This is a genomic window from Bacillus sp. TE8-1 (genome assembly GCF_008368855.1).
Taxonomy (GTDB): Bacteria; Bacillota; Bacilli; order Bacillales; family Bacillaceae_G; genus Bacillus_A; species Bacillus_A cereus.
Genome location: NZ_QPET01000023.1, coordinates 174,879 through 197,299 on the forward strand (window position 1 = coordinate 174,879; position 22,421 = coordinate 197,299).

Below are 22,421 nucleotides of genomic sequence, written 5' to 3' on the forward strand. Positions count from 1 at the left end.
GGTAGGGGGAAGCAAATTGATTTTACAAAATGATAAATATACACATTCTCCTGTGGCACAGGATTTTATCTGGGTGGCTGAGTATCCTGACGGTACTCATCTCCCAGAATTTGATTTTAATACAAAAGAAGAGAATAGCTTTTATAAGATTGATAGAAATAAGCTTTTCAGATTCGGGTTAATTGGTCATGGTAATAAAATTTATTTTGAACGTGATGGTATTTTCAGTATAGCAGGTCATCGCATTCAGTTCTTTTATGAGTTTGATGGAAAAACTATACCTTTAAATGGCGATTTTAAGTATGACATTAACGATATTATCACATTTAAAGATGCAGAAGCATCAGGACTTGTAGCTGGTTTTCAGGGAAACGGAATGTTATCGAATCGTATCACTCATTACAGCTTAGGTTATAAAACGAATATTAATGTAGAAGGTATTAACTTTCATTTTAAGCCCATTGTAAAACTTCCACTTAATCAACCTGCCATGATTAATTTACGAATGGTAGCTGATCAGAAATTAGATGGAAAAGTGATTATAGTAAATAATGGACGAGTAGCTTTTGAAACTAAAGCGCCTCTTGAACCTAATATAGGTGGTGAATTGAATTGGATCATTCAGTAAAGTTAACAAGAGATCAACTTCTAAATATCCTTTATGGTACGTCTTATAACATGGATGGGAGTGTAGTAAAAGATACTGAAACGATTCGAAACTACACAATAGAAGTTATAGATAAGAAAGTTCACTTAAAAACATTTAATATACCAGTTCAAATCTTAGTAGAAAACGAATGGTGTGATATTGAAAATGTAGTAAGTGATGAAGATTTAAATCTAGTATATTCAACATTTCAAGAAGTTCATCTGGACAGTGAAATTATTTTAGATACAGATGATCCGACAGGTATTTCTGTACGAAGTCGTGAACGAGTTCGCGATTTATCTAATTTAATCTCTGAAGCAGGTATTGTTTTGCCGAGGGAATTTACTTGGGTAGACGGGGCATCTGAAACAAGTGGCGTTATTATTTTACCACAAGATGACTACGACAAAGTATTTATTGCTACTGATCCGGACAAAGATGGAAATCCTTTAATTGTCTTTATTAAACAAAAGACAGAAAAGGATCAAGAAAGACCATACTTTGTAAAAGAAAAAGGTAAGACATATATATATGTTGACCATTTCTCTGGTGGAGGGGGAACACAATCTAGTCCCTATTTAGTTGAGGATGAAAAGGATTTAAATAATGTCCGAAGTAACTTAGGTGCTTACTACACGCAAACAAAGGATATTATTATGACTAGTTATCAAACTGGTTCTGGTTTTGCTCCAATTACTAGCTTTAAAGGTTATTATGATGGTGCGGGATATGATATTAAAGATTTATATATTAATCGTACCCAATCTAATGTGGGTTTGTTTGGTGAACAAACCGGGGGGACTATTAAGCGTGTTCGATTAGTTAATGTAAATATTGTGGCCAACGGATCAATGGTAGGTGCTTTAGTAGGAAAGTCTGATGGAGATGTTGAAGATTGTGCCGTAATTTCGGGAACAGTTAAAAATGAGGGGAGCTCTGCTCAATATACAGGTGGCTTAGTTGGTTACCAAAATGCAGGGAGAATTGTAAGAAGCTATAGTCATGCGGATGTGATGTCTTCAGGTAATAACTGTGGTGGTTTTTTAGGAATTGTTAATGGTGGATCTGTATCTCAATGTTTCTCAACAGGTTCTGTTACTGATTTAACAGTTGCTAAAAATGCTTCGTATCATGGGGGGTTTGTAGGTTCAGGAAGCAGCATATATTCTTGCTATTACAATCTTACAAAACAAGGCGGAGTAGCTAAAGGTGGAGGCACTGCACTTAATGAAGCAGACATGAAAAAAGCTTCTTCATACTCGTTTGATTATCAGAATTATTGGCATATTGGCGATTATAAAGTTAATAAAGGATATCCTGAGAATAGGAAGTTTATTAAGTATAGGAAAGGTAAAGGTACTTCAAATGATCCGTTCCTCATTTATAATCAATTTGATTTAGAACAAGTCCGTCATTTCGCGGACAAACATTTTCGTATGGAAAATGATATTATACTGAACTATCCCAAATCGGGTCCTGGTTGGCTTCCAATTGGAGATGGCATGACTAATCATGAAACTGGTTGGTGGGCTAATAGCTTCGAAGGGACGTTGGACGGTAACAATAAAGCTATAGGTGGGCTTTATATGCGTAGACGTTCTACTTCTAAATGTGGAATGTTCGAAACATTATCAACTAATGCAGTTGTTAAGGATCTTATAATTATTGATGTTGATATGGAAGTAGGAAACCATTGTGGTATTATCGCAGGTTCCATGAATAAAGCAAAATTACTTAATGTGAGTGTAAGGATGTTTAATTCTTTTTCATACAAGACTTTTTCTAGTGCAAGTGATGGAAATGGTTCAGGTGGTTTAGTAGGTTTGGCAACTAACGATGCGGTTATTGATAATTGTCTATTTGATGCACCAATACAGCAACAAAGCGGTTACTTTGGTGGTATAGTTGGCTGTGTAGATATGAAAGCTACTATTTCTAATTGTACTGTTTCAGGAATTTTTGATCAAGTCAGTGGATATATGGGAGGAATTATTGGAAATATAGCTTATACAACTTATTCAAATTCTTCCAATCAACTGATAAAGATAAATGATTGTGTGGTCCATGCAGATATGAGTAAGGCAAGTGCTGGGGGGACTATAGCTGCAATTCACTATAGAAAAGATGATTACTATAACAGTGATACTGCTAGAAAAGGTGTATGGAATGTCAATATTTCCCGAGTCATTATTACGGGTACTGCTTCTGCTTCTAATTTATTAAGAGCGGAAGCAGATCGTGTTTATAGTGGACAAGCAATAGACCTATCATATTACTTCAGTAGTAGTTGGCAAGTTAGTAACAGTTTTTATAATAAGAATAAGGTGTCAGCCAGCACGTATTACAATTTTCAAGCCAAATATACACCAGAAATTCGACATCCTTCCACTTACAATGCCTATGATTTTGTAAATACTTGGACGTTTGATGAAAAAAATCGAGATGGAGATCCGGTACTAATTAAACACATTCCACCAAAATTACCAATACTAGGTTTTAGGAATGAAATAGGCCTGTATTATACTGATGAAGCCGGTAACATACTAAGATACTTAGAGTATGGGACACTGGTAGCTGGTAGTACCTCAGAAGCTTATCCCATATGGCTGCAGAATAATGCTGATTTCCCTGTTAAGGATATGAAAGTTTGGGTCGATCCACCTACAGTAAAACCAGGTATTACAGTCCAACTAAGTTTATCAAACAATCCTTTCGTACCTGTAAGTGAAATACCTTTCTCTGGAACTATACCTATTGGAGATGCTAGACAGTTTTATATTAGGTTTTTGTCCGAAGTTACAGTTACAGAGGGTGGTACATTTGATATGAAGGCAAAAGCAAGTCCTGCTTAATGAGCTTTTCATCTCAATACAATGGGATTGGATGTGATTAGAATGGCATATCCGTTAAAGGGACTGACCTTACATTTACACTCTGCGTTAGCTAACCAAGGTTATTCACAGGGTGTAAATACAATCCCTGTTAATTCTTGGTTTGATTTAGCAAGAAAAGGGCATAACGGAAGTTTGATAAGTTTTAACTTCTCGCAAGATAAAACTTGGACAGGTATGAATATACCTACGGATCCTTATTCACTTTACTTTAACGGCCTTAACAATCACGTGGTAATCCCTAATCATTTGGAATTACTGCCAACAGACTCAGGTTTTACTTTTGAAACTTGGGTCAAACCAGTTAAGTCAGGTTATATCGCATCTTATGGTGCGGGGAGTGAACGAGGGTTTTCACTTTATTTTGACTTAGATACTCGTGAAATTCGGGTTCAAATAACGACAGAAACAAAGAAAATGTCTTTTGTTTTTACTGAAGTTAACGTAAAGGCTTGGCAACACATAACTTTACTGTATGATGGAGAACGCTTATGGGGTATGATCAATGCAGCTCCGCAGGGCTTTAGCTTACCTGTATTGGGGGAATATGTTAATACAACAGCCCCATTAGTATTAGGTAAATCATCAACAGCAAATAATAGTTATTTTGAAGGAAATATAGCAACTTTTAGAATATATCAAAGGTCACTTAGTTGGGATGAGGTAACGAATAGTTATAATGCAGGTTTTCTTATTACCGACAATAAAAGTGAACTATCTTCTAAGGGATTAGTATTATGGCGTGATGAGATAGAAGCTACCTTAAATGTAAGCATAATGTCTCAAGCAACAGCGAAATATGAGACAGCCAAAGTAGATAGTCAAAATATAAAAGGCTTCATAGATATTATGAAACCTGAAGATATGATAAGTTCTATTATAATTAATCCAAGTATTAGAATAGCCGCTAACTATGAGATTGATAAATTCGGAGAAAACGATTTAGTTGCTACAATTAGTGTTACACATTTCCAAAAAGATTTAAGATGTACATTGAATATCAATCCTATCAGTTATATGCGTTCTGAATATAATATGGAGGGTTATGGATCTAGCGATTTAAAATCAGAAATTAGAGTATGTACACATAATAATCTATTTTCAAATATATCTATTAATCCTTATGTCAAATTAGTAGGTCATTATGAGATTGATGAACAATATATTTCAAGTTTACTTTCTGAAGTAAATGTATTGACGTATCCTGCACATTTAAAATCAAACATTATAGTGAATATGAAAGAAATTCATTTGTCTGCTAAGTATGAAATGGACAAAGCTTCATATCATGACTTTAAAGGTGCTATTTCTGTAACATATTTTAAAGATTTACCTTCCAATATTGGAGTTAATATAAATGTAGATAGATTGGTAAGGGCTACATACTTTACTGAGCCTTCGTATTATAGTGATCTTTATTCCGAGATTTTTGTAATGGGTACGAATAACTTGGAATCAAGTATACACATTTCGACTAATTCATATATAAGAGCAACCTATGGAGTAGATGGTATTACCATTAGAGATTTCCCTGCAAATCTTACTGTAAGAGCTGTACAGGAACTTCTCTCTACCATTAACGTAACGACCCGTTCATCCATGAGAGCACAGTATGGTATGTCTGGGATTATCATAGATGATTTGGTTTCAAAAATTACTATTACTAGTCTTTCAGAGCTCGATGGTACCTTAACGGTAGCTGTAAAAGGAATAATGTCTGCCAGTTATGAAATTTCTCCAATCTTTATAGCAGATTTACCTATGGATTTAGGGATTAAAGAGTGGAATGAATTATATGGAGACATGTTCATTAATTTGAAAAACAGTATGATGGCTACCTATGAAATAGCGCCTATTTATTTTGAGTGGTTATCATCTGAGTTATCGATTAGAGTAACTGAAAATTTACAATGTAAATTGTTTGTCTCTAAGCCATTCGTATTAAGGGCTAGTTATGGCATGATGGAAAGGCCAAAGTTTAATATGAAACTGTATCCGAATAAGGATGCATTTGTTCGTGAGTTTTTCCCGAAATTAAACTATGGTTCAGAAACACAGATGTATATAGGTAGGACTGGATCACCGTTTCCTGAGAAATATCGTTCCCTTGTGGGATTTGATATTTCAACAATACCTACAGTAAATACTGAAATAGGTAAAGCTATTTTACGACTGTATTATGATGGGAGAGGACAAGGTTCTCAGTCTGTCCAGGTCATTGAAAGTAATAGTCAATGGAATGAAACAGGTGTAACGTGGGCTAACCAACCTCAAGCTGCAATAGATGGATTTTCTGTAACTAGAGTAATAGGTGGAGCAGCTGGATACGTAGAGTTTGATGTTACGCAGTTAGTTAAGAAGTGGCATATATATGAAAAACCTAACCTTGGTTTCTTAGTGCGGGCAGTAGAAGAGTCCGAAAATTTATCTAGAGGATTTTATACAAAAGAAGCAATCGAGCGAAGACCAGAGTTAGAAGTTACATACTATGACATGCAGATATATTCTGATGATCATGCGTATATTTCAGCAGAAATCACAATTATTCAAAATAAGGTAAAAGATTTAATTGGTAACATTCTTGTTAGAGATAATAAAGGATTTGGTAATCTATCATCTAGTTTACATGTTCATCAACCTAGGGAGTTAGAATCCCGAATTTGGATTAACCATCCACAAATTATAGGTAGTATTGTATCTAGACAAAAAGATTTTAGTGAAATTCTTGCAAAAATAGCTATTAAAACAATAGGTGCATCTGACCTTGATGGTTATATTCGTGCCAATGAAATAGAAAAACGTTCGAGGATTTATGTTCTTTATAGAAATGATTTGAGTACTAATATTACCGCTCGTGTATGGGGGAACCCTATAGTTAATGGTGGGCAAATAGTCTCTACTATGAGTATTACTGAAAATAATAAAGTCTCTAGTGTTTATGTTCTTTATAGGGATGATCTCATTTCTAATTTTGATATAAGAGTATGGTCTAATGATACTGACTTGCAAAATAATCTACTCATGGAATTTGAAATCACACGTAGTTTTGAGTTGCCTGGTAGTTTAGATGTTAAAGAGCGAGTTGAATTAGATAGTACAATTGGAATTAGGGTTGAAGAATGTACGGATCAACATTCTGAAATGTACGTTAAGTATAGAGTGGATTTAGAAGGTTATGGTAACATAGGAAATCCTAATTTAAAAACGTACATTAATGTTTGGGAGAAATCTTTATTAAATGGCCATGTAATTGCAAGACAAAATAATGAGAACAATCTTCCTGCGACTATTCATATTCCGCTAGGTGGGTGGGAGGAAATTCCTTCTTCGATTAATCTACGCATGATGTATGATGTTCCAGGTATTGTAACAGTAAACTCAGGTAATTTACAATCGTTTATTACGATTCCTATTAATGCGCAAAAAAATCTGGTTTCCATGGTAAATGCGCGAGTAAGAAGAAGCTCAGATTTAGACAGTATATTTGAAATAAATTCAGGTAACTTCTATTCAGAACTAACTGTAAGAGCTATAGGTCATATAGATTTTAGAGGTTATGTAAGAGTTAAACAAAATACTGAAGATAGGCTTCCGATTAAGGGGTATGTAAGGCCTTGGGTTAACTTGTTCTCTAGCATTACTGCTAGTAAGCCACGGTATAGAGATTTAGCCTCTTCTATTAGAATAAGACAAACTGGTGCAGTGATACTAGAAAACTCTATTGTAGTAAGGGTATGGGGTGACTTTTGGCTTGATGGTGGACAACTAGATGGAACAATAGCTATTCGAATATGGGATAACCAGAATCAAGAATCAAGTATTAGTATTAGACGAAGTGCTGAAATCGGATTAAATGGATTTATTCAAGCTAAACAAGTTAGTGATTTACCTTCCAAGATTGCTGCAAGACAAATTGCCTTAGCAGATTTAGCTTGTGAAATAGCTTGCTATGATCATTTTAATTTGTTCGGGAACGCTACTGTACGAGTATGGGGTGATTCTCAAACAGATGGTGGTTTACTTAATGGTGAAATTACCGTAAGACAGTCTTCGAATAGTAATCTTGTTGGTTTAGTTGAAGTATTTGAACATTACAGTGTAAATTCCACGGTTATTATAAGGCAGAGTGATAAGGAAGATTTAAGCAGTACAATTGCAGTAAGACGATCAGCTGTATATGATAAACTTGGAACAGTAGCTGTTAGACAGTCCGATAAAAGTGACTTACAAGCTTACAATTTCTTTGTAAGACAAAGTGATAAATCACAGATATCGGTAACAGCTTTAATTAAGCGTGTTAGCAATTTAGAGAGTAGTATTGAGGTCGTAACAGCATATCCGTATGCTTATATAATGTAAGAAAGACAAGATAGCCTACTGTAAATTTGAAATAAAGTTGTATTGTTTATAAAAAAGAGATACCGTTTATAAAAATTTAATTAATGAATTCTATATAAAAAGTATAAACGCCCTTCGCATTGTTTTAAATGATGTTGTGAGGGCGTATTTTTTTATGATTAAATATGACAATTTGTATGTTATAATTATATTTAATGTGTATATTAGGAAAGAATGATGTATAAAATTACATAAGGTAATTGTAATTTTTCTGTGCTCTATTCTCTTCTTGTCCGCGTGTTCTTCGTTATCTAAAGAGGACTATTTAAATGTAGTTGCAAAAGAAAGTAGTGATGCAGAAGGGGATATTAAAAAACAGGTGACTTCAAACCTCAGTAGTAAAAATATATTAGATGTTTTTTAGTGAGGAGGAAATGTCTAAATATATTAGTTACCGTAATTCATTCGAAAACCTTTTAAATGAAGAGGTACGAGAAATCCTCCATAAAAAAAGACTTGAACTTGTAGATAAACGATAAAATGCCCTGCACAGTGCCTAAACGTCGTTATGAGGGTATCATCTTTATTTGCCATATATAATGAGTAACTCATTGTGAAATTGACATTTTTAGCTCGGAACAACAAATTATAAAAATTTATTGTTATTATTTTTGAATTATATAAAAAGTATTTAAACTTCCATGGTACCTTAAATAAGGCATAATGAGTGAAGTGTAAATCATTACTAATTTAATTAGCATAAGGGGCGAATCTTATAGTATGGAAATTAAGGATTTTATAATGTTATTTTTATTTTTTAGTTCTATCATCTTGTTGGTGGTAGCATTAATAAAAAAAATAAAGAAGAAACCAATACAATTATGGATTTATAGTGCCATTATCTTATTTACGATATGTGGATTACTTAATGGGATAAGAAGTGGAATTGTGGCTTTATTATTTATAATTTCCGTAGTAACATTATTCCAACTTATCTTCTTATTTATAAATAAACAACCGGGGAAAAAGAAATCGGCTATTATTTTGATGGTAGGGTTTATTAGCTGGTACCTTATCGCACATGTGCTACCCCATAATAATAGTAATGAAACAGTTAAAGAAAATAGCAAGGAAAACATTACAAGTGATGAAACTTCTACTGATGAGAGTAAAGAAGATGTAAAAAAAGAAACTAAAGAAACTAAAGAAACTACATATACACAATATGGTACAGAAGAAATTAAATCAATGTTCACTATCGGTATGAGTGTTAAGGATTTTGAAGATAAAAAAGAAGGAAATAAGATAAAAGTTCGAAATTACAATAGGTATAATCCGGGGGGATTATACACATTTGATACCAAAGATGGGCAAATTGTGGCTGTAGTATTAAATGAAAAAGAAATAATTAAAGTTGAAACATTGAATAATGAAGAAGCTTTAGGGACTTTTATTAAAGAAGAAGAAAACAGAATGAACGAAGAAAAAAGAATTGCTAAAGAAGAAGCTGATAAAAAACTAAAAGAATCATACGAAAATAATAAACAGAAATTAGAAGGATCTGGTGATTCTGTCACACATAAAGTCAATCTAAAGTCAGGCTTAGCATTTTTTGACTTTAATAATACAGGTTCAAGAAACTTTATTGTACATTTAAAAAATGCTAGTGGCAATGATGTCGGATTGTTAGTAAATACAATAGGTAGTTATAAAGGGAAGGTATCAACTACAATTCCGGCTAGTGGAGAATATTATTTAGAAGTGAAATCGAGTGGCAATTGGAATGCTGCAATAACGCAAGAAACACCACTTGTATCAGAATCGGTTCCGGGAACAATTAACGGGCATGGTGATGATGTAGTATTTATTAATGTTCCAAATGGAAATCATATTGTTAAGTTAAAGCATACAGGTTCAAGAAACTTTATCATTAAAGTGAACGATCAAAATTTGTTAGTGAATAAAATTGGTGCCTATGAAGGTTCGTCTTCTCACGTTTTCAAAGATTTAGGGATGTATAGCTTTGGAGTAAAAGCAGATGGAGATTGGAGCATTACAATAGAATAGTAAAAAATGGAGTAACAGGTGGAGTTATATCTTTTAAAGTTTAATTAAAACCTGCAGCTAATTTGTAATAAACTATTGATTGTATAAGTTTTTAGGTATCTTAAATTAAACTTTTTTATAAAAAAATGATTTCTTTATAAATTATACCCATTCATTTTGATTAATCTTTTTTTAAAATGGATGGGTTTTTTCTATTGTAAAATCAACATTTGCAACATGATTTTAAATGAATTTTGTTCCAAACCAATACCTACCATTTCACTGGGTAGGCTATTTTTTATGATTAAATTCTTATAATTTCTATTGAATAAGATAATAAATTTATAAATATATGAATCCTATAAAATCTTATGATTTTGTTGTAATATCCAATTTTCATTGTTTAAAGAACTTTCAATGGCTTAATTAAAGTACCTTTTCTTAACGTATTGTATTGTAGATATTGTTTCTCTAAGAAGGGTGTAACCTTTTTATTTTTGAGTAATGTTAGAGGGAAAATATAAATTTCTACTTAAATTCTTTAATAGCGTAAATATATCCAATGTAGAAAGTTAGTTTTATGTATACTGACTTGAAATTGTTTTAACTTGTTTACGTAAGAAGATAGATAAGACTCAATGATAGAAAGTGATAACTGCCTTAAGTTATAAGGATAAATGAAATAGGAATACGTTTTATCTCTGACAATACATGGAGATAAAAATTTTGAGTGTATTTCATGTGTAACATCTCTTTACCTTTTAATAATTCATATTAAGTTATGTCTAAGGTGGGAGAATTTCTAAAAGTAGGAGGCTATTATATATGCCTAAACAGGGAAAATACAATCTTGTTGAAATTGGTTTGATCAGTATAGCACTGTGGTGGGCAGTTCTATTGTTATCTCCCATTGCTACATTTAAAAATTCTGTTTACAGTACTATGGAGCAAGTTATGCCGGAACAGTTATGGGGCATGCAATGCTTATTTATATCTTTCTTCTTATTATATGGGGTGGCTACAGATAATAAGATTATTAGAAGTATTGGATTGTTAATTTCTATTGGATTTTGGACATTTGTTTCCGTTTCCTTATGGTTAAGTGATAGTGCTACAACAGGTACAAGTTATTTTGTTTGGGCACTTATGGCCGCAGGTCTCTATCTTAAGCTGATGAAAGTAGGTGACGGTTAATGAAAGATAGTTTAATTTCTGCAATTGCTTCTGTATTAGGCATGTTTATTACAGGAGGTTTTGGTTACTTAACTTCTAAGAACAAACCAACTTCTAACACCAGTATCGATACAAGTACAAACCGTCATTCTTTATCTGATGACGAAAGGCAGTTTCGAATTGAACTCAAAGATATGATGTTAACATATCAAAATCAGGTGAAAGAACTAACTCTAGAGGTTGCTAGATTAACAAAAGCGAACCTTCAATTAGAAGTACAAGTAAGACAATTAACGGCTCGTAATGAGAGTCTGGAAACGCAAGTGCATGAATTAACCACTGCGAATAGAGAATTAAAAGAAGAGGTACAAAGGAGACGCAATAGTATTACGGAATAAGGTGACTCATGGGAAATGCATTCAGAATAATTAGTTATTTTAAAAACAAGGACTACCTCTATATGTTTTTATTTTAAATATATTTATTATTCTTAGTAAATGTTAAACCATTAAATATTCTCCTTATAATAATGCAAATCAAGTGTTGCAATACGAGATTAATGTTCTTCGTTTTATTCAGGCATGAGGAGGTCTTGATGTGGGATTTAAGAAAAAATTTGAAATTGAAACGGATTATCTGGATGAAGGATCAACCAAGCGTCCTGGTAATCGTATTTATGTTCAATTTATTGTTGCGCATGGTATAGAGCATCCAAACTTAACAGCAAGAGAAAGTGTAGATTATTATCAACGTACACAGAATCAATCAAATACTGCGGTACATTTTCTCGTAGATGATAAACAAATTATTGAGTGTATACCTGCTGTGACACATGAACCAGAATATGCCTTTCATGTAATTTATGATGTTAATACTAGTAATGCAGTATATGATACATGTGCTAATAATGCTGCCATCGGAGTGGAATTATGCTACGGTGAAAAAATTGATAAGGTAGATTCGTATAAGCGCTATGTTTGGCTGCATGCTTATATTTGTTATAAGTTTGGACTAAATCCTCGCCGAGATATTATAGGGCATGATGTACTAGATTCTAAGCTGAGAAGTGATCCCGCTAAAGGACTAGAATTTGTAGGTAAAAGCTTTAATCAATTCATTATGGATGTAGTAGACGAGTTTGAAAGTTGTACAAAGGAAACCAATATGATAGCTAAACAGGTATCGGTCAAAAATGGAAAGTTATATACAATACGTGCAACTGATACACTTCAGTCTTTAACCACACAATTTGGTATAAAAGCAGATTGTTTAAAAAAATTAAATCCAGAACTGGACATCCATGCATTGTATGAAGGACAAAGTATTTTAATCGAGCCAGGTTCACCTCAATTAGGCAAGAATTACATCAACTTAGAACTAGAAGAGTATATGAGAAGCCCTCCTGTTCGACCATATCCAGGAAAGCCTATAAAACGAGGCGATAGGGGACGGAATATAGAGGCGATTCAAAGAACATTAAAAGTGAGTGTTGATGGCATATTTGGTAAGGAAACAGAAGAAAAGGTTAAAGAGTATCAGCGTAATTCTAGTTTCTTATCTATTGATGGTGTAGTTGGTATGCAAACTTGGTATGCACTATTTTAAATTGGAGGAATAGAAAATGAATGACCTTTTACAGTCAATGCTAGAGAATGGAGCATTGTTAGTGATTTTAGCAATTCTAACAGAATCTCTTACAGAGATTCTAAAAAACATGATACCTAATAGAACTATTCAAGATCGTTTCACATATCTGTTATCTATTTTTGTAGGTATTTCTTTAGCATTTGCTTTTAATTTAAACTTCTTTGACTTGAATGGATATGGAAGATATATATCCATTATATCTGCAGGATTATTGGCAAGTAGAGGAGCAAATTATGCGAATGGATTTTTGAAAAAATTTGATATTTTACGTTAAAAAAGGATGGGGTTAAAGTATGGGATATATTGTTGATATTTCAAAATGGAATGATAATATTAATTGGGCTGTGGCGGCGAAAAACCTAGATCTTGCTATTTGTCGTGTGCAATATGGTTCATTGAAACGTGATAAATTGTATAATCAGCATGTGCAAAAATTAGAAGCATATGGCGTCCCGCATGCAGCATATGCTTACGGGTGTTATGTAAGTGTTAATGATGCAATTGTGGAAGCAAAAGATTTTATGGCACGAGTTAGTCCAAATGCTAGATTCTTAGTGTTAGATGTAGAAGATGATACACTCGCAAGTTGTGGACCAAGCAAATTAGCTGCAGCATCTCAAGCATTTATTGATACATGTAAAGCGGCAGGGTGGAAAGTTGGTTTATATGTAAGCCACCATATGTATGAAAAATATGGGTTAAGTAATGTAAAAGCTGATTTTTTATGGGTTCCACGCTATGGCAATAAGCCGAAATATAGTTGTGATTTATGGCAATATGCAGACAATACAACAGGTGGGTATGTGTCTGGAATTGGAAATTGTGATGTTAACCGTTTGAATGGTGACAAATCTCTTAAATGGTTCTTGGGAGAAGAGGAGAACAATACGTTTTATCGTATCTACCTTGGTGATTTTAATACGTCTGAGTGGAAGGATGCGACAATGAATAGAGTAAAAGAAATTCTACCTGGTTATGGTTTGTGGGAGGAGAATTTAGGGAATGATAATTATCGAATTATAGTAGGAGATTTTAATACTAAATCATGGGTTGATGAAACATTTAATAAATTAAAATTAGCTCTTCCTAACTATGGTATGTGGATTCAAGAAATTTAATAAATAAGCAGATTCTTTATTTAAAGAATCTGCTTATTTTTATATATAACTAAAATGATTTTTTAATAATTTTTATAGTTTGAATCTTCTGTCACTTAATGTTGTATACTTTTTTAATTACGTTTTATTGCGAGAAATCATTGCATTCAGATAGGTTTTGATCTAAGCGGCTTATAGCTTGTTGACGAATATAATATAAAACTCGAGAGCTATACTTGCTTATATTGTAACCACATACATCTAATAAATCTTTGAGTTGTTCTATATTCATTATACAGTTTAATTCGATCATTTCTTCTGCAATTAGTCCAATTTCACTTTCATATTTGGACAATCGTTTTGACTCAAAGTTGTTATCTAATTTATTCTTTATACGGTTTAAAGCACGATTAACTGTCATTGGATAAACATTTAATTTTTTTGCTATCTGTGAGTTATTGTTACCATCCATAATAAGATTGATCACTTGAGTTTCAAATTCGGATAAATCGGAGTTTTTAAGTAGATTTTCTACATAGATTTTATCCATTACTTTACTTTCATAACCTATTGAGTAATCCTCGGGTTCAAAGCTTTCAAGTGAATTTAAAGAGGTTAATTCTGAAGCGAATCGAAGAACATTTTCAATGCGCTCTACAGTAACATCAAGTAATTTTGCTAATTCTTCAGCTTTTGGAAAATAACCTAGTTCATTTTCAACTTTCTCCATTTGTTTGAGTAGATCTACTGCACTTCGACTTAAGCGTACAAGTCTAGAATCATTATAGAGTAATTGGTTAACTTCCCATATAATTGGCCGATAAATATAAGTAGTAAACTTAATTCCTTTATTAAAATCAAAATCTCTAATTGCTGTAATAACAGCTATATAAGCGTGTTGAAGTAACTCTTCTTCATCCACGTTAAATTTGTTTTTCAGGGATTCAATGCTTCCTTTGTAGTGAGCAATGATTGAGAAGAGAAATTCTTTATTTTCATATAAAAGTTCAGAGAGTAAATCAGGATCCTCTTGGCAAGCTTTCAATAACACATTGTTATGTAAGTCAGGTAAATTATCTTCTCTAAGGTCAATATATCTTTGGGAAGGCACTTTAATTCACCCCAACTCTATTAACGAAGAAAAAACTGTTGGTTAATTTTAAGAAATAAGGTTGATGTAATGAATCAAAGTATGGGCCCCAATTTAAAGTATTTGAATTGAAATGTAATGTCTTTAGTAACTTGTTTTTTGTCATTTTTAAATCCTCCTATTTGTTGAATCTGCATACTAACTGTCGTTATGAGAAGTTAATAGGTTGCGACGGAAAAAGTAGAATGATCTAAAACGGGAAGAAAATATAGATGTATTAAGTGAACAGATGGAGATTACTTGTAAGTATGGAATTAGAGGTTAGAAAAAACTATTTTATATTAGATTTTTAAAATCTAACAACTATTATTAGGGATATTTCGATAGCTACTATGAAAAAGGAGGAGTAATGATTCTGTTTTATTCAAACTAAATTTCAGTTAAACAAAACTAAAAGCAAAGAAAACTTTTTAAAGAGCAATAAAGCTGTTAAAATTTGGATTTTCTTAGGAGGTGAAGAAAGTGGCATTGACTCCGCATGGTTATAGAATATATTGTGATAAAAAATTGGAGGATGTTATTTCTATTTTAGATGAAAACTTAGAAATTAAGATTGATGGAATAGTATACAATGTCATATTAAAGACAGGGGAATATAAAACTTATCATGAGCAATTTGAAAGTGAACTTCCTGAAATGATTACAACTATCTTTCGAGATAATAACATTCCTGTGTTTTGTAAATTAGGTGGGGTATATGATTTTTCTAATAATCGTACTGTATTAGTATTTGAGCACATGGATACAAAGAAACATCATGATATTAATTTGATTGGCGGCTCAGCATACGATTTATTAATTGGAAAAGTATTAAATACGGAACCATTTGCAGACGGTACTTATTATAAATTTATGGAGATTCATAGCAATATTTTAGTGGTATACCCTGATATGTCACAAATACTGTCTACAATTTTAACAAGACAGTATGCGAGCTATACTCTTAGTGGAACAGCTATTATTAGAATGAGTATGTTTGAAGAGATAAAAAGTTCTATTTATGTAGCAAGTGCATCGCGATTAGAGGGAAGTATTTCAATTCGCAAATCAAGTAACTCTCATATTAAAGGAACTATATCAATACCTATAGATGCTTCTCATGATATTGGCTCGTTCTTAATTATTAGGAAATAAGTTCGCAACATTCTAGTTAAGTAAAACGACTATAAATATATAACTGTAAGGATAAATTCCATATCAAACTAATTAACCTATTGAAGCTTTAGAGTAAGATCAGGTGTAGATGAAAGATTATAATCTAGGGGGAATTTAAATATGAAAATAAATAAATTTAACGTTTCTGCAGTCTTTTATTTTAAAAGTGGAAATTCAAAGAAAGTTGATTGGTTGGAGGATAAATTAGTAAAAAAGTTAAAGAGTGAGACACAAGAATTAACTGAAGGTCTTAGCTTAGAGGAAGCAGATGTTTTTTTTCAAAGTAAGTTTAAGGAATGGCAAGAAAATGGTACTACTATAATTCGTAAAAATGCTAAAGGTGAAAATTCTATCATATCCTTTGCAGAAGTTGAATATATGACCATGTTAGTTAGCTTAGCTAAAGATATCTCTCTAGATACAACTGAGTTGAAAGAAGATGTTTCTAAAGCAACAAGAAGTATTCAAGAACATCCTGCATTTAAAAAATAATAATGAACAAGGCAGCATCATTGAAAATTTACTTTATAGATTTGAATATGAAGGACTTTTCTTTTGGGAAGTTAAACAATATGACTATACAAAAGGCTAGAATTATTCTACAAAAAATTAAATAAAAAATTTTGTAAATTCTTATAATGAATGCGATACAAGAGGGAGGATGAAATATGAGGGCAAAAGAAATTTTAACGAAGTTAGGTGCTTTAGAGCAAAAGAGAGATGAGGTAAGTTCTGCATTAATTGAGACTTCCTATAGAGAAGCAAAGTTAGTTTTAGAGGACTCTCTAAAGAAGTACCAGAAGAAAGTAGATGCTTTTCTTAATACAGAATTCGAGCCTTTATCATCAACAGCTTTTCTAATGGTTTCCCACAAGCATTTAAATCTCAACACTGGTGATCAAGTTCAGTTGAATGTAGAAGCATTAACTAGTGATGGGATTACAAAGAATGTTACTGCTGAACTTCGTCCGGCTATGTTATTTAAAGATATAGATAATTTATATAATAATAAAGGTTTAATTACAGCGGTAGACATTAGTAATTATAAATTTGAAGAACGAATAGTTGAAATTGTAAAGACTACCAATGGTTTTGGTGTGGGTGATGATAGAGAAACACAAGGGTTACAAGTTATAGCAACGAATAAACGAAATGAATATCGAATTGTAAATTTAAAAGGTGACTATTTAGGGATTACTTTCCAAACAGATGGTAAAGAAGAAGTTGGTGATAACTGGTTAATTTATGTATATTGGGCGAGTACAGGCACTACTTATTCTGTCAAAGATAAATATATAGCAAAGGTGAGCCCTGAAGGAATTGTAACAGGCCTTAGCGGAGGAACAACAGATATAGTCATTACAAATGGGGTGCATGAAGTATTTGTACCAATTACAGTCGTAGGAAATGAAGCTCCTGAACCACCAGCTATTACTTCTGTAGATAATATGGAAAGCGGAGTAGAAGTTAGATTTGATTATAGTACGTCACCTGATAGTGAGAGTTATAACATTTTTGTAAATGATGTATTAGTTTTAACAGGTGTTGAGCATTCACCTGCTAAATTAGATCATAACATTTTTAATGATAAAGTATCTGTAATTGAAATGACGGCAATTAATTTAGAGGGTAAAGAGTCTGAAAAATCTAATGCATTTCAATATAAACCATTAGATGAATTATCGACTACTTAAGATTTTTTAATGTGAATGTAAAAACATAGTACATTATTTTTCATAAAGAAGTACAGGTATTATAGCAAATTTAATATTTAAATTAGATATAAAAAAACTCGCAACTAAATTGATATATATATCGACTACTATAATACCAGTACGAAATAGGAGAGGTAAACGATATGGAATTATCTAAGAAAATTAGTCGATTAGTACAGTTAATTCAAAGTGGCGAAAATTTGTCCATTAGTATCGACATTAATTCCGGACTTGCTAGAATTTGTGACATGGATTTTTCTATGGAAGAACAAAACAAAATTATTCATGGTGACATTGATAACACATGGTTAGTCCAATGGTTTAATTACTTGCAAAAGACAATAAAAAAAGAATTAGATCAAGGTGAAAATAATGCTTTGAAACATGTAGATTTGCTTGAGGTACAACATTTGCAAGTAAGAGATAACAATGAGGAAAAAAGTCAATTGAATAAAAAGGCTAAGAATGCTTCTGAATCAAATTCTAATAATGAAGCAGATATGAGTAGAAATCTTTATATTGCTGAGCTGGAAAAGAACTATCGTAATATGGAGAATCGGCTTAAAAAAGCAGAAGATTATGTGAAATATTTAGTGAAACAATTAAATGTAAAAAATGTAACGGAGCAAAATTTACAGTATCCATTACATTTTTCTAATAGTAGCAGCAAAATAGAAAATGCAATGAAAGTTAAGAATAAAGAGATTCAAAATGTTATTGATGCAATGAAAGATATTGAGGTACCTTATGGATCGTTTATAAATCATCAAATTAACGAAGTGATTATAATGAAAATTCATAATGATTCAGGGATTAATTATATTGTATCAGGGGACTATGATTCAGCAATTTTAGTGTAGTTAATAAATGAGATTTAGAGGATATGATTTTAAGGTTGGTGATAATTTAATATGCTATTAAATACATTTACAACGGATCAGTGGAAAAAGCATAGAGAAAACCTCGCTAGTAAGTTAAAGGAGATACATATCGAGCATTCCATTAAACGAATGGTAAGATATGATTCCACTTCACTTGGTTTACAAGATTACCATCTTTCTTTGGTATTTGATATTGAAAAAGAACGTCTCTATATTTGCAATAAAGCATCTAAAAAAATGACTGAAAGTACTTCTATAAGACGTTTGCAGGAAATAGAAATGGTTTTAGTAAATTGGTTAAAAGAAATGAAGGAAATTATTAAATAAATTTATATGAGGATTATGTTTAGGTTGAGGAGATATGGATAATAAAAAAGTTAAAATCTATAGATATTATAAGGGTGGAATTTATCTCGTTACTGGTAAGGGAAAACAAACAGGAACTGATGAAGAAATGGTAATTTATGAAGATGCTAAAGGAAATACTTGGATTGAACCTCAGAGTACTTTTATGGCGGATATTGAGGTATGCGGAGTAAAAGTTCCTCGCTTTGAGCATTTAGGTAATTTCTATAAAAGTAATTAAGGAGAGGGTTAATTTGTTAGGCAAGCGAAAATATATGGTTTCTGGTCATGATGCAGAAGGAAAATATGTAGAAAAAGAAGTTTGGGCTAGTTCTGCTCGTAATGCATTAAATATTTCTCAAGAGTGGAATGACGGTAATACATATACGGTAGCTCGTAAGGTTGGATGCGGCTGTGGTGGAAATTAAGTAGACATAAATGTATGCAAATATATAATTATTTTATAGTAATATACAGTATAAAGGATTTATTAGCGTTCTTCCTTATAAATACTTTACAGGAGGTAGGAATAAAATGTTTGAAATTAATACAGTTGAAGAATTTAAAGAAAAGATAGTAGAAGGGTTTGTTTTAGTTTATTTTTATACTACTTGGTGTGGCCCCTGTAAAATGATTACACAGGATATTAAGGAATTGTCAAAACAAATTGACGATATTAAATTTATTCAAGTTAACGCTGATCAATTTTTAGATATCACTAAATTGTGTGAAGTTAGTACGATCCCAACGCTTCTGTTTATGAAAGATGGTAAAAATATTGAAAAGAAAGTTGGATTTACTCCTAAGCAAGAAATTCAGGAATTTATTGAGGCTAGTAAATTAGCAAGCCAAATGGAGGCTGAAGAGGAAGTATTAGAAAAAGATGCCTTAAATTGAGAAGAAATTTGAAAAGGTAATACCACAAAGGTGTGTCATTTGACACACCTTTTCCTATAATGGGCTTACTATATTTGGTTAGGAGGTTACAATCGATATGCCTAAACTCAAAAGTATTATGAGATATGTTAAAGAAATAGATAAAATGATTAAAGATTTGCGTAAGGGTATGGCACATAGCCATCCATACTCAGTAGATGCTTTACGGCAATATGTAGATGAATTAGAAGCTATACGTGAAGTAATCATGGAATCAGGACTTGAATCTGGTGAAAACTTGGATACATTAATGTATAAAATTAGGGAATGTATAAGGGAGTGCGTGAGACCTTCTTATGCACGAAAACCACAAGTTTTACCTTATCCAAAACCGGATCCATGGGTACCACCTGTTACAGTCACAGGGGTTAATATTATTTTCGTTGTGGATATTTCTGAATCTATGTTTGAAGGAGGGGGCCTTGAACCTGGAGGTCGTGTTAGAAACTTATTAGTTGCCACAGCAAATGAAATCGAACGTTATGCTAAAGCTGCTAAAATCCCATGTAAAGTATCATTAGTAGCCTATGCTGATCCTACAGACAGAGCAGGAAAGAATAGGCCGAACTTTTGGAGAATTCTACTGAATAAAAGTGTAGATGTACAAGGATTAGCACAAGCATTTTCTGATATTAGTACGCTAACATTTAATCGAGGATCGGATTTCCCTGAATCTGGTATGTCTGCAATTTATCATTCAATTGATCAAGTGATAGATAAAAGTGTAATAAATGGTAAACCCGTAGAGAATTCTCTTATTCTTGTATCAGATGATAGACAAAAGTTAGAGGGCAGTAGCGAACCTTCACATCGCCTGTATAAAGAAGTTACATACGATCAGGTTGACGGGAAGCTAAATAGCCTTAAAGTATTTAATCGTTATGCGTTAGTGCCTATGAAAACTATATATACAGTTCTTCCAGGAAGAAAAGGACCTGGGAAAATAGGGCCAGGGAATTGGAATAGTCCTATCATTCCTTTCTTTAGACAGTGTAGAGAGTACTTCCATGTAAGCTCTTTAAAAGATGTAAGCGATTGGATCACTTGGACATTAGATCCTACTAAGGCTCCGAAAAAAAAGTGAGGAGGAAGTGATAATGACAATTAGATTTGGAGATTTGTATGAGGAAATCTTAGCTATTGAAGATGCTATGCAGCGTATGAGAGATGATATAGCTAGTTCAGATTGTTCCTCTATTACAAAATGTCGTTTGGAAATAGAATTAGAGATGCTTGAACAAAAATTATATGAATTAGAACGTACAAATATAGATTTTGAATTATTAAACTTTGTTACAATTATAGAATCTATTGAAAGATGCTTTAATTGTATTGATATTCCAGGTGAATTATCTCATGATATAGCTCCTGTACCATATGATACAGCAAGCAATTGCGGAGGTAAAAAGAGACAATTATCACTTAAAGATATTGAGTTAATTAAAGTATTTGAGATGAGTACTAGAAAGCCCGACAAACGACCAAATGTATTTGAATTTGTTAAGAGCGCAATGCCGTATAAAATCCTTACAATTGCATCAGAGAAGTATATTGTATCGTATGACTCGTTACGTAATGGTATTGCGGTTAAAGGGTTCAATAGGCAAACAGGGGAGTCAGTAACGAACTTTGGAAATATTTCTAGAATTGATGTGAAATTAAATGATTCGGCGCGTCAGAAATATGGCGTAGAATGGGTAACTGCATGTAAGGTTTTATTAACAACACCTACACCAATGGTTAGTATTGCACCGTTATCGTTAGCTATTGATGGTAATCCGAGCACCATGCCTAGGGTTGAATATACAAATGAGGCAGAAGTTGAAATGGTATTTCAATTTTTTGTATAGATAATTAGGAACTAAAGAAGATAAAAAAACGTACAGAAGTGTACGTTTTTTTATTATTATCTCATTTAATCAAAGTGGCAATTATAATGTTTAATTTTTAAGTCATTTTCTATCATTCCTTTCGAGAGGACTCCCACCTCTAAACGTAAGTGAAGGTGGTGAGGTGAATCGAAAGAAATATTTTATTTTCGAGAAAAAAACGGAAACGTATGTTCTTTTTTGCTATAATATCCTTAACAAGGAGGTGAATAAAATGACAAAGGAAAATCCATCAAACTATAAAACTCTTCAAATTTGGATTAAAAAAGGGCATCGTATGTATTCTTATTTTCAAGAATGTTGTCATAACGCTAAGAACATGTACAACACCACAAACTTTTATATACGCCAGGTGTACACTGGATTAGCACAAGAAAAAGAGTTGCAGCCTTTGCAAAAAGAAGTTCTGGATCATATTCATAAAAATATTGGTAAGATGAATGACACACAACTTCTTGCCTATCAGAAGAAATTGGAAAAAGAGAAAGTAAAGCCTAAAGAAGAACAGA

General features: G+C 32.5%; 21 protein-coding genes and 1 pseudogene. 20 read left to right on the forward strand and 2 right to left on the reverse strand.

Features of this window, described 5'->3' with window-relative positions:
- Window positions 1-16 precede the first annotated feature (16 nt).
- The 9 genes from DN404_RS21925 (at window position 17) to DN404_RS21965 (ending at window position 13,862) form a co-directional block, all read left to right on the forward strand.
- A complete protein-coding gene (locus DN404_RS21925) occupies window positions 17-628 on the forward strand; it encodes a hypothetical protein (protein ID WP_000602965.1) in 612 nt (203 codons plus the stop codon).
- The gene (locus DN404_RS21930; RefSeq protein WP_097999164.1) at window positions 613-3,501 is read left to right on the forward strand and encodes a fibroblast growth factor; all 2,889 of its coding nucleotides are present in this window, start codon (window positions 613-615) and stop codon (window positions 3,499-3,501) included. The genes DN404_RS21925 and DN404_RS21930 overlap by 16 nt, the downstream gene beginning before the upstream one ends.
- Before the next feature lie 42 nt (window positions 3,502-3,543).
- The gene (locus DN404_RS21935; protein ID WP_149215460.1) at window positions 3,544-7,899 is read left to right on the forward strand and encodes a DNRLRE domain-containing protein; all 4,356 of its coding nucleotides are present in this window, start codon (window positions 3,544-3,546) and stop codon (window positions 7,897-7,899) included.
- Between the two features lie 759 nt (window positions 7,900-8,658).
- A complete protein-coding gene (locus DN404_RS21940) occupies window positions 8,659-9,945 on the forward strand; it encodes an O-antigen ligase family protein (RefSeq protein WP_149215461.1) in 1,287 nt (428 codons plus the stop codon).
- 804 nt (window positions 9,946-10,749) lie between these two features.
- The gene (locus DN404_RS21945; protein ID WP_001125914.1) at window positions 10,750-11,118 is read left to right on the forward strand and encodes a hypothetical protein; all 369 of its coding nucleotides are present in this window, start codon (window positions 10,750-10,752) and stop codon (window positions 11,116-11,118) included.
- Complete coding sequence (locus tag DN404_RS21950; protein WP_000655296.1) at window positions 11,118-11,495, forward strand: hypothetical protein; 378 nt, start codon at window positions 11,118-11,120, stop codon at window positions 11,493-11,495. Before DN404_RS21945 ends, DN404_RS21950 begins: the two co-directional genes overlap by 1 nt.
- Window positions 11,496-11,694: 199 nt before the next feature.
- On the forward strand, window positions 11,695-12,702 hold the full coding sequence (locus tag DN404_RS21955; protein WP_149215462.1) for an N-acetylmuramoyl-L-alanine amidase: 1,008 nt from the start codon (window positions 11,695-11,697) through the stop codon (window positions 12,700-12,702).
- Between the two features lie 16 nt (window positions 12,703-12,718).
- Window positions 12,719-13,018 carry a hypothetical protein gene (locus tag DN404_RS21960; protein ID WP_048534349.1) on the forward strand — a complete coding sequence of 100 codons (300 nt, stop codon included), beginning with the start codon at window positions 12,719-12,721 and terminating at the stop codon, window positions 13,016-13,018.
- 19 nt (window positions 13,019-13,037) lie between these two features.
- On the forward strand, window positions 13,038-13,862 hold the full coding sequence (locus DN404_RS21965; protein WP_000540599.1) for a GH25 family lysozyme: 825 nt from the start codon (window positions 13,038-13,040) through the stop codon (window positions 13,860-13,862).
- Window positions 13,863-13,986: 124 nt separating this feature from the next.
- Here DN404_RS21965 and DN404_RS21970 read toward each other — a convergent pair whose 3' ends face one another.
- Both DN404_RS21970 and DN404_RS30625 read right to left on the reverse strand, forming a co-directional pair.
- Window positions 13,987-14,952 (reverse strand): sigma-70 family RNA polymerase sigma factor, encoded by a 966-nt coding sequence (locus DN404_RS21970; protein ID WP_046392589.1) that lies wholly within the window; start codon window positions 14,950-14,952, stop codon window positions 13,987-13,989.
- 1 nt (window position 14,953) lies between these two features.
- The gene (locus DN404_RS30625) at window positions 14,954-15,097 is read right to left on the reverse strand and encodes a hypothetical protein (protein ID WP_179951870.1); all 144 of its coding nucleotides are present in this window, start codon (window positions 15,095-15,097) and stop codon (window positions 14,954-14,956) included.
- A 356-nt stretch (window positions 15,098-15,453) separates the two neighbouring features.
- Here DN404_RS30625 and DN404_RS21975 point away from each other — a divergent pair, with 356 nt between their 5' ends.
- The 11 genes and pseudogenes from DN404_RS21975 to DN404_RS22020 all read left to right on the forward strand — a co-directional run.
- Entirely contained in the window at window positions 15,454-16,125 is a 672-nt protein-coding gene (locus DN404_RS21975; RefSeq protein ID WP_001229379.1) for a hypothetical protein, read from the forward strand.
- A 141-nt stretch (window positions 16,126-16,266) separates the two neighbouring features.
- Window positions 16,267-16,638, forward strand: coding sequence for a hypothetical protein (locus tag DN404_RS21980; RefSeq protein ID WP_046392591.1), 372 nt, complete (start codon window positions 16,267-16,269; stop codon window positions 16,636-16,638).
- 176 nt (window positions 16,639-16,814) lie between these two features.
- Window positions 16,815-17,840: a hypothetical protein gene (locus DN404_RS21985; RefSeq protein ID WP_149215463.1), complete on the forward strand. Its 1,026-nt coding sequence runs from the start codon at window positions 16,815-16,817 to the stop codon at window positions 17,838-17,840.
- Between the two features lie 164 nt (window positions 17,841-18,004).
- The gene (locus DN404_RS21990) at window positions 18,005-18,721 is read left to right on the forward strand and encodes a hypothetical protein (protein WP_149215464.1); all 717 of its coding nucleotides are present in this window, start codon (window positions 18,005-18,007) and stop codon (window positions 18,719-18,721) included.
- Window positions 18,722-18,772: 51 nt separating this feature from the next.
- The gene (locus tag DN404_RS21995; RefSeq protein ID WP_000926108.1) at window positions 18,773-19,069 is read left to right on the forward strand and encodes a hypothetical protein; all 297 of its coding nucleotides are present in this window, start codon (window positions 18,773-18,775) and stop codon (window positions 19,067-19,069) included.
- Between the two features lie 34 nt (window positions 19,070-19,103).
- Window positions 19,104-19,328: a DUF1653 domain-containing protein gene (locus DN404_RS22000; protein ID WP_000369000.1), complete on the forward strand. Its 225-nt coding sequence runs from the start codon at window positions 19,104-19,106 to the stop codon at window positions 19,326-19,328.
- A gap of 13 nt (window positions 19,329-19,341) precedes the next feature.
- Window positions 19,342-19,515 carry a hypothetical protein gene (locus tag DN404_RS30630; protein ID WP_000900867.1) on the forward strand — a complete coding sequence of 58 codons (174 nt, stop codon included), beginning with the start codon at window positions 19,342-19,344 and terminating at the stop codon, window positions 19,513-19,515.
- Window positions 19,516-19,621: 106 nt separating this feature from the next.
- Window positions 19,622-19,984 carry a thioredoxin family protein gene (locus DN404_RS22005; RefSeq protein ID WP_149215465.1) on the forward strand — a complete coding sequence of 121 codons (363 nt, stop codon included), beginning with the start codon at window positions 19,622-19,624 and terminating at the stop codon, window positions 19,982-19,984.
- A 97-nt stretch (window positions 19,985-20,081) separates the two neighbouring features.
- Window positions 20,082-21,107: a vWA domain-containing protein gene (locus DN404_RS22010; protein ID WP_001125259.1), complete on the forward strand. Its 1,026-nt coding sequence runs from the start codon at window positions 20,082-20,084 to the stop codon at window positions 21,105-21,107.
- Window positions 21,108-21,120: 13 nt separating this feature from the next.
- Window positions 21,121-21,873 carry a hypothetical protein gene (locus DN404_RS22015; RefSeq protein WP_098382362.1) on the forward strand — a complete coding sequence of 251 codons (753 nt, stop codon included), beginning with the start codon at window positions 21,121-21,123 and terminating at the stop codon, window positions 21,871-21,873.
- Between the two features lie 253 nt (window positions 21,874-22,126).
- A pseudogene (locus DN404_RS22020) lies at window positions 22,127-22,421 on the forward strand (RNA-guided endonuclease InsQ/TnpB family protein); the annotation flags it as partial.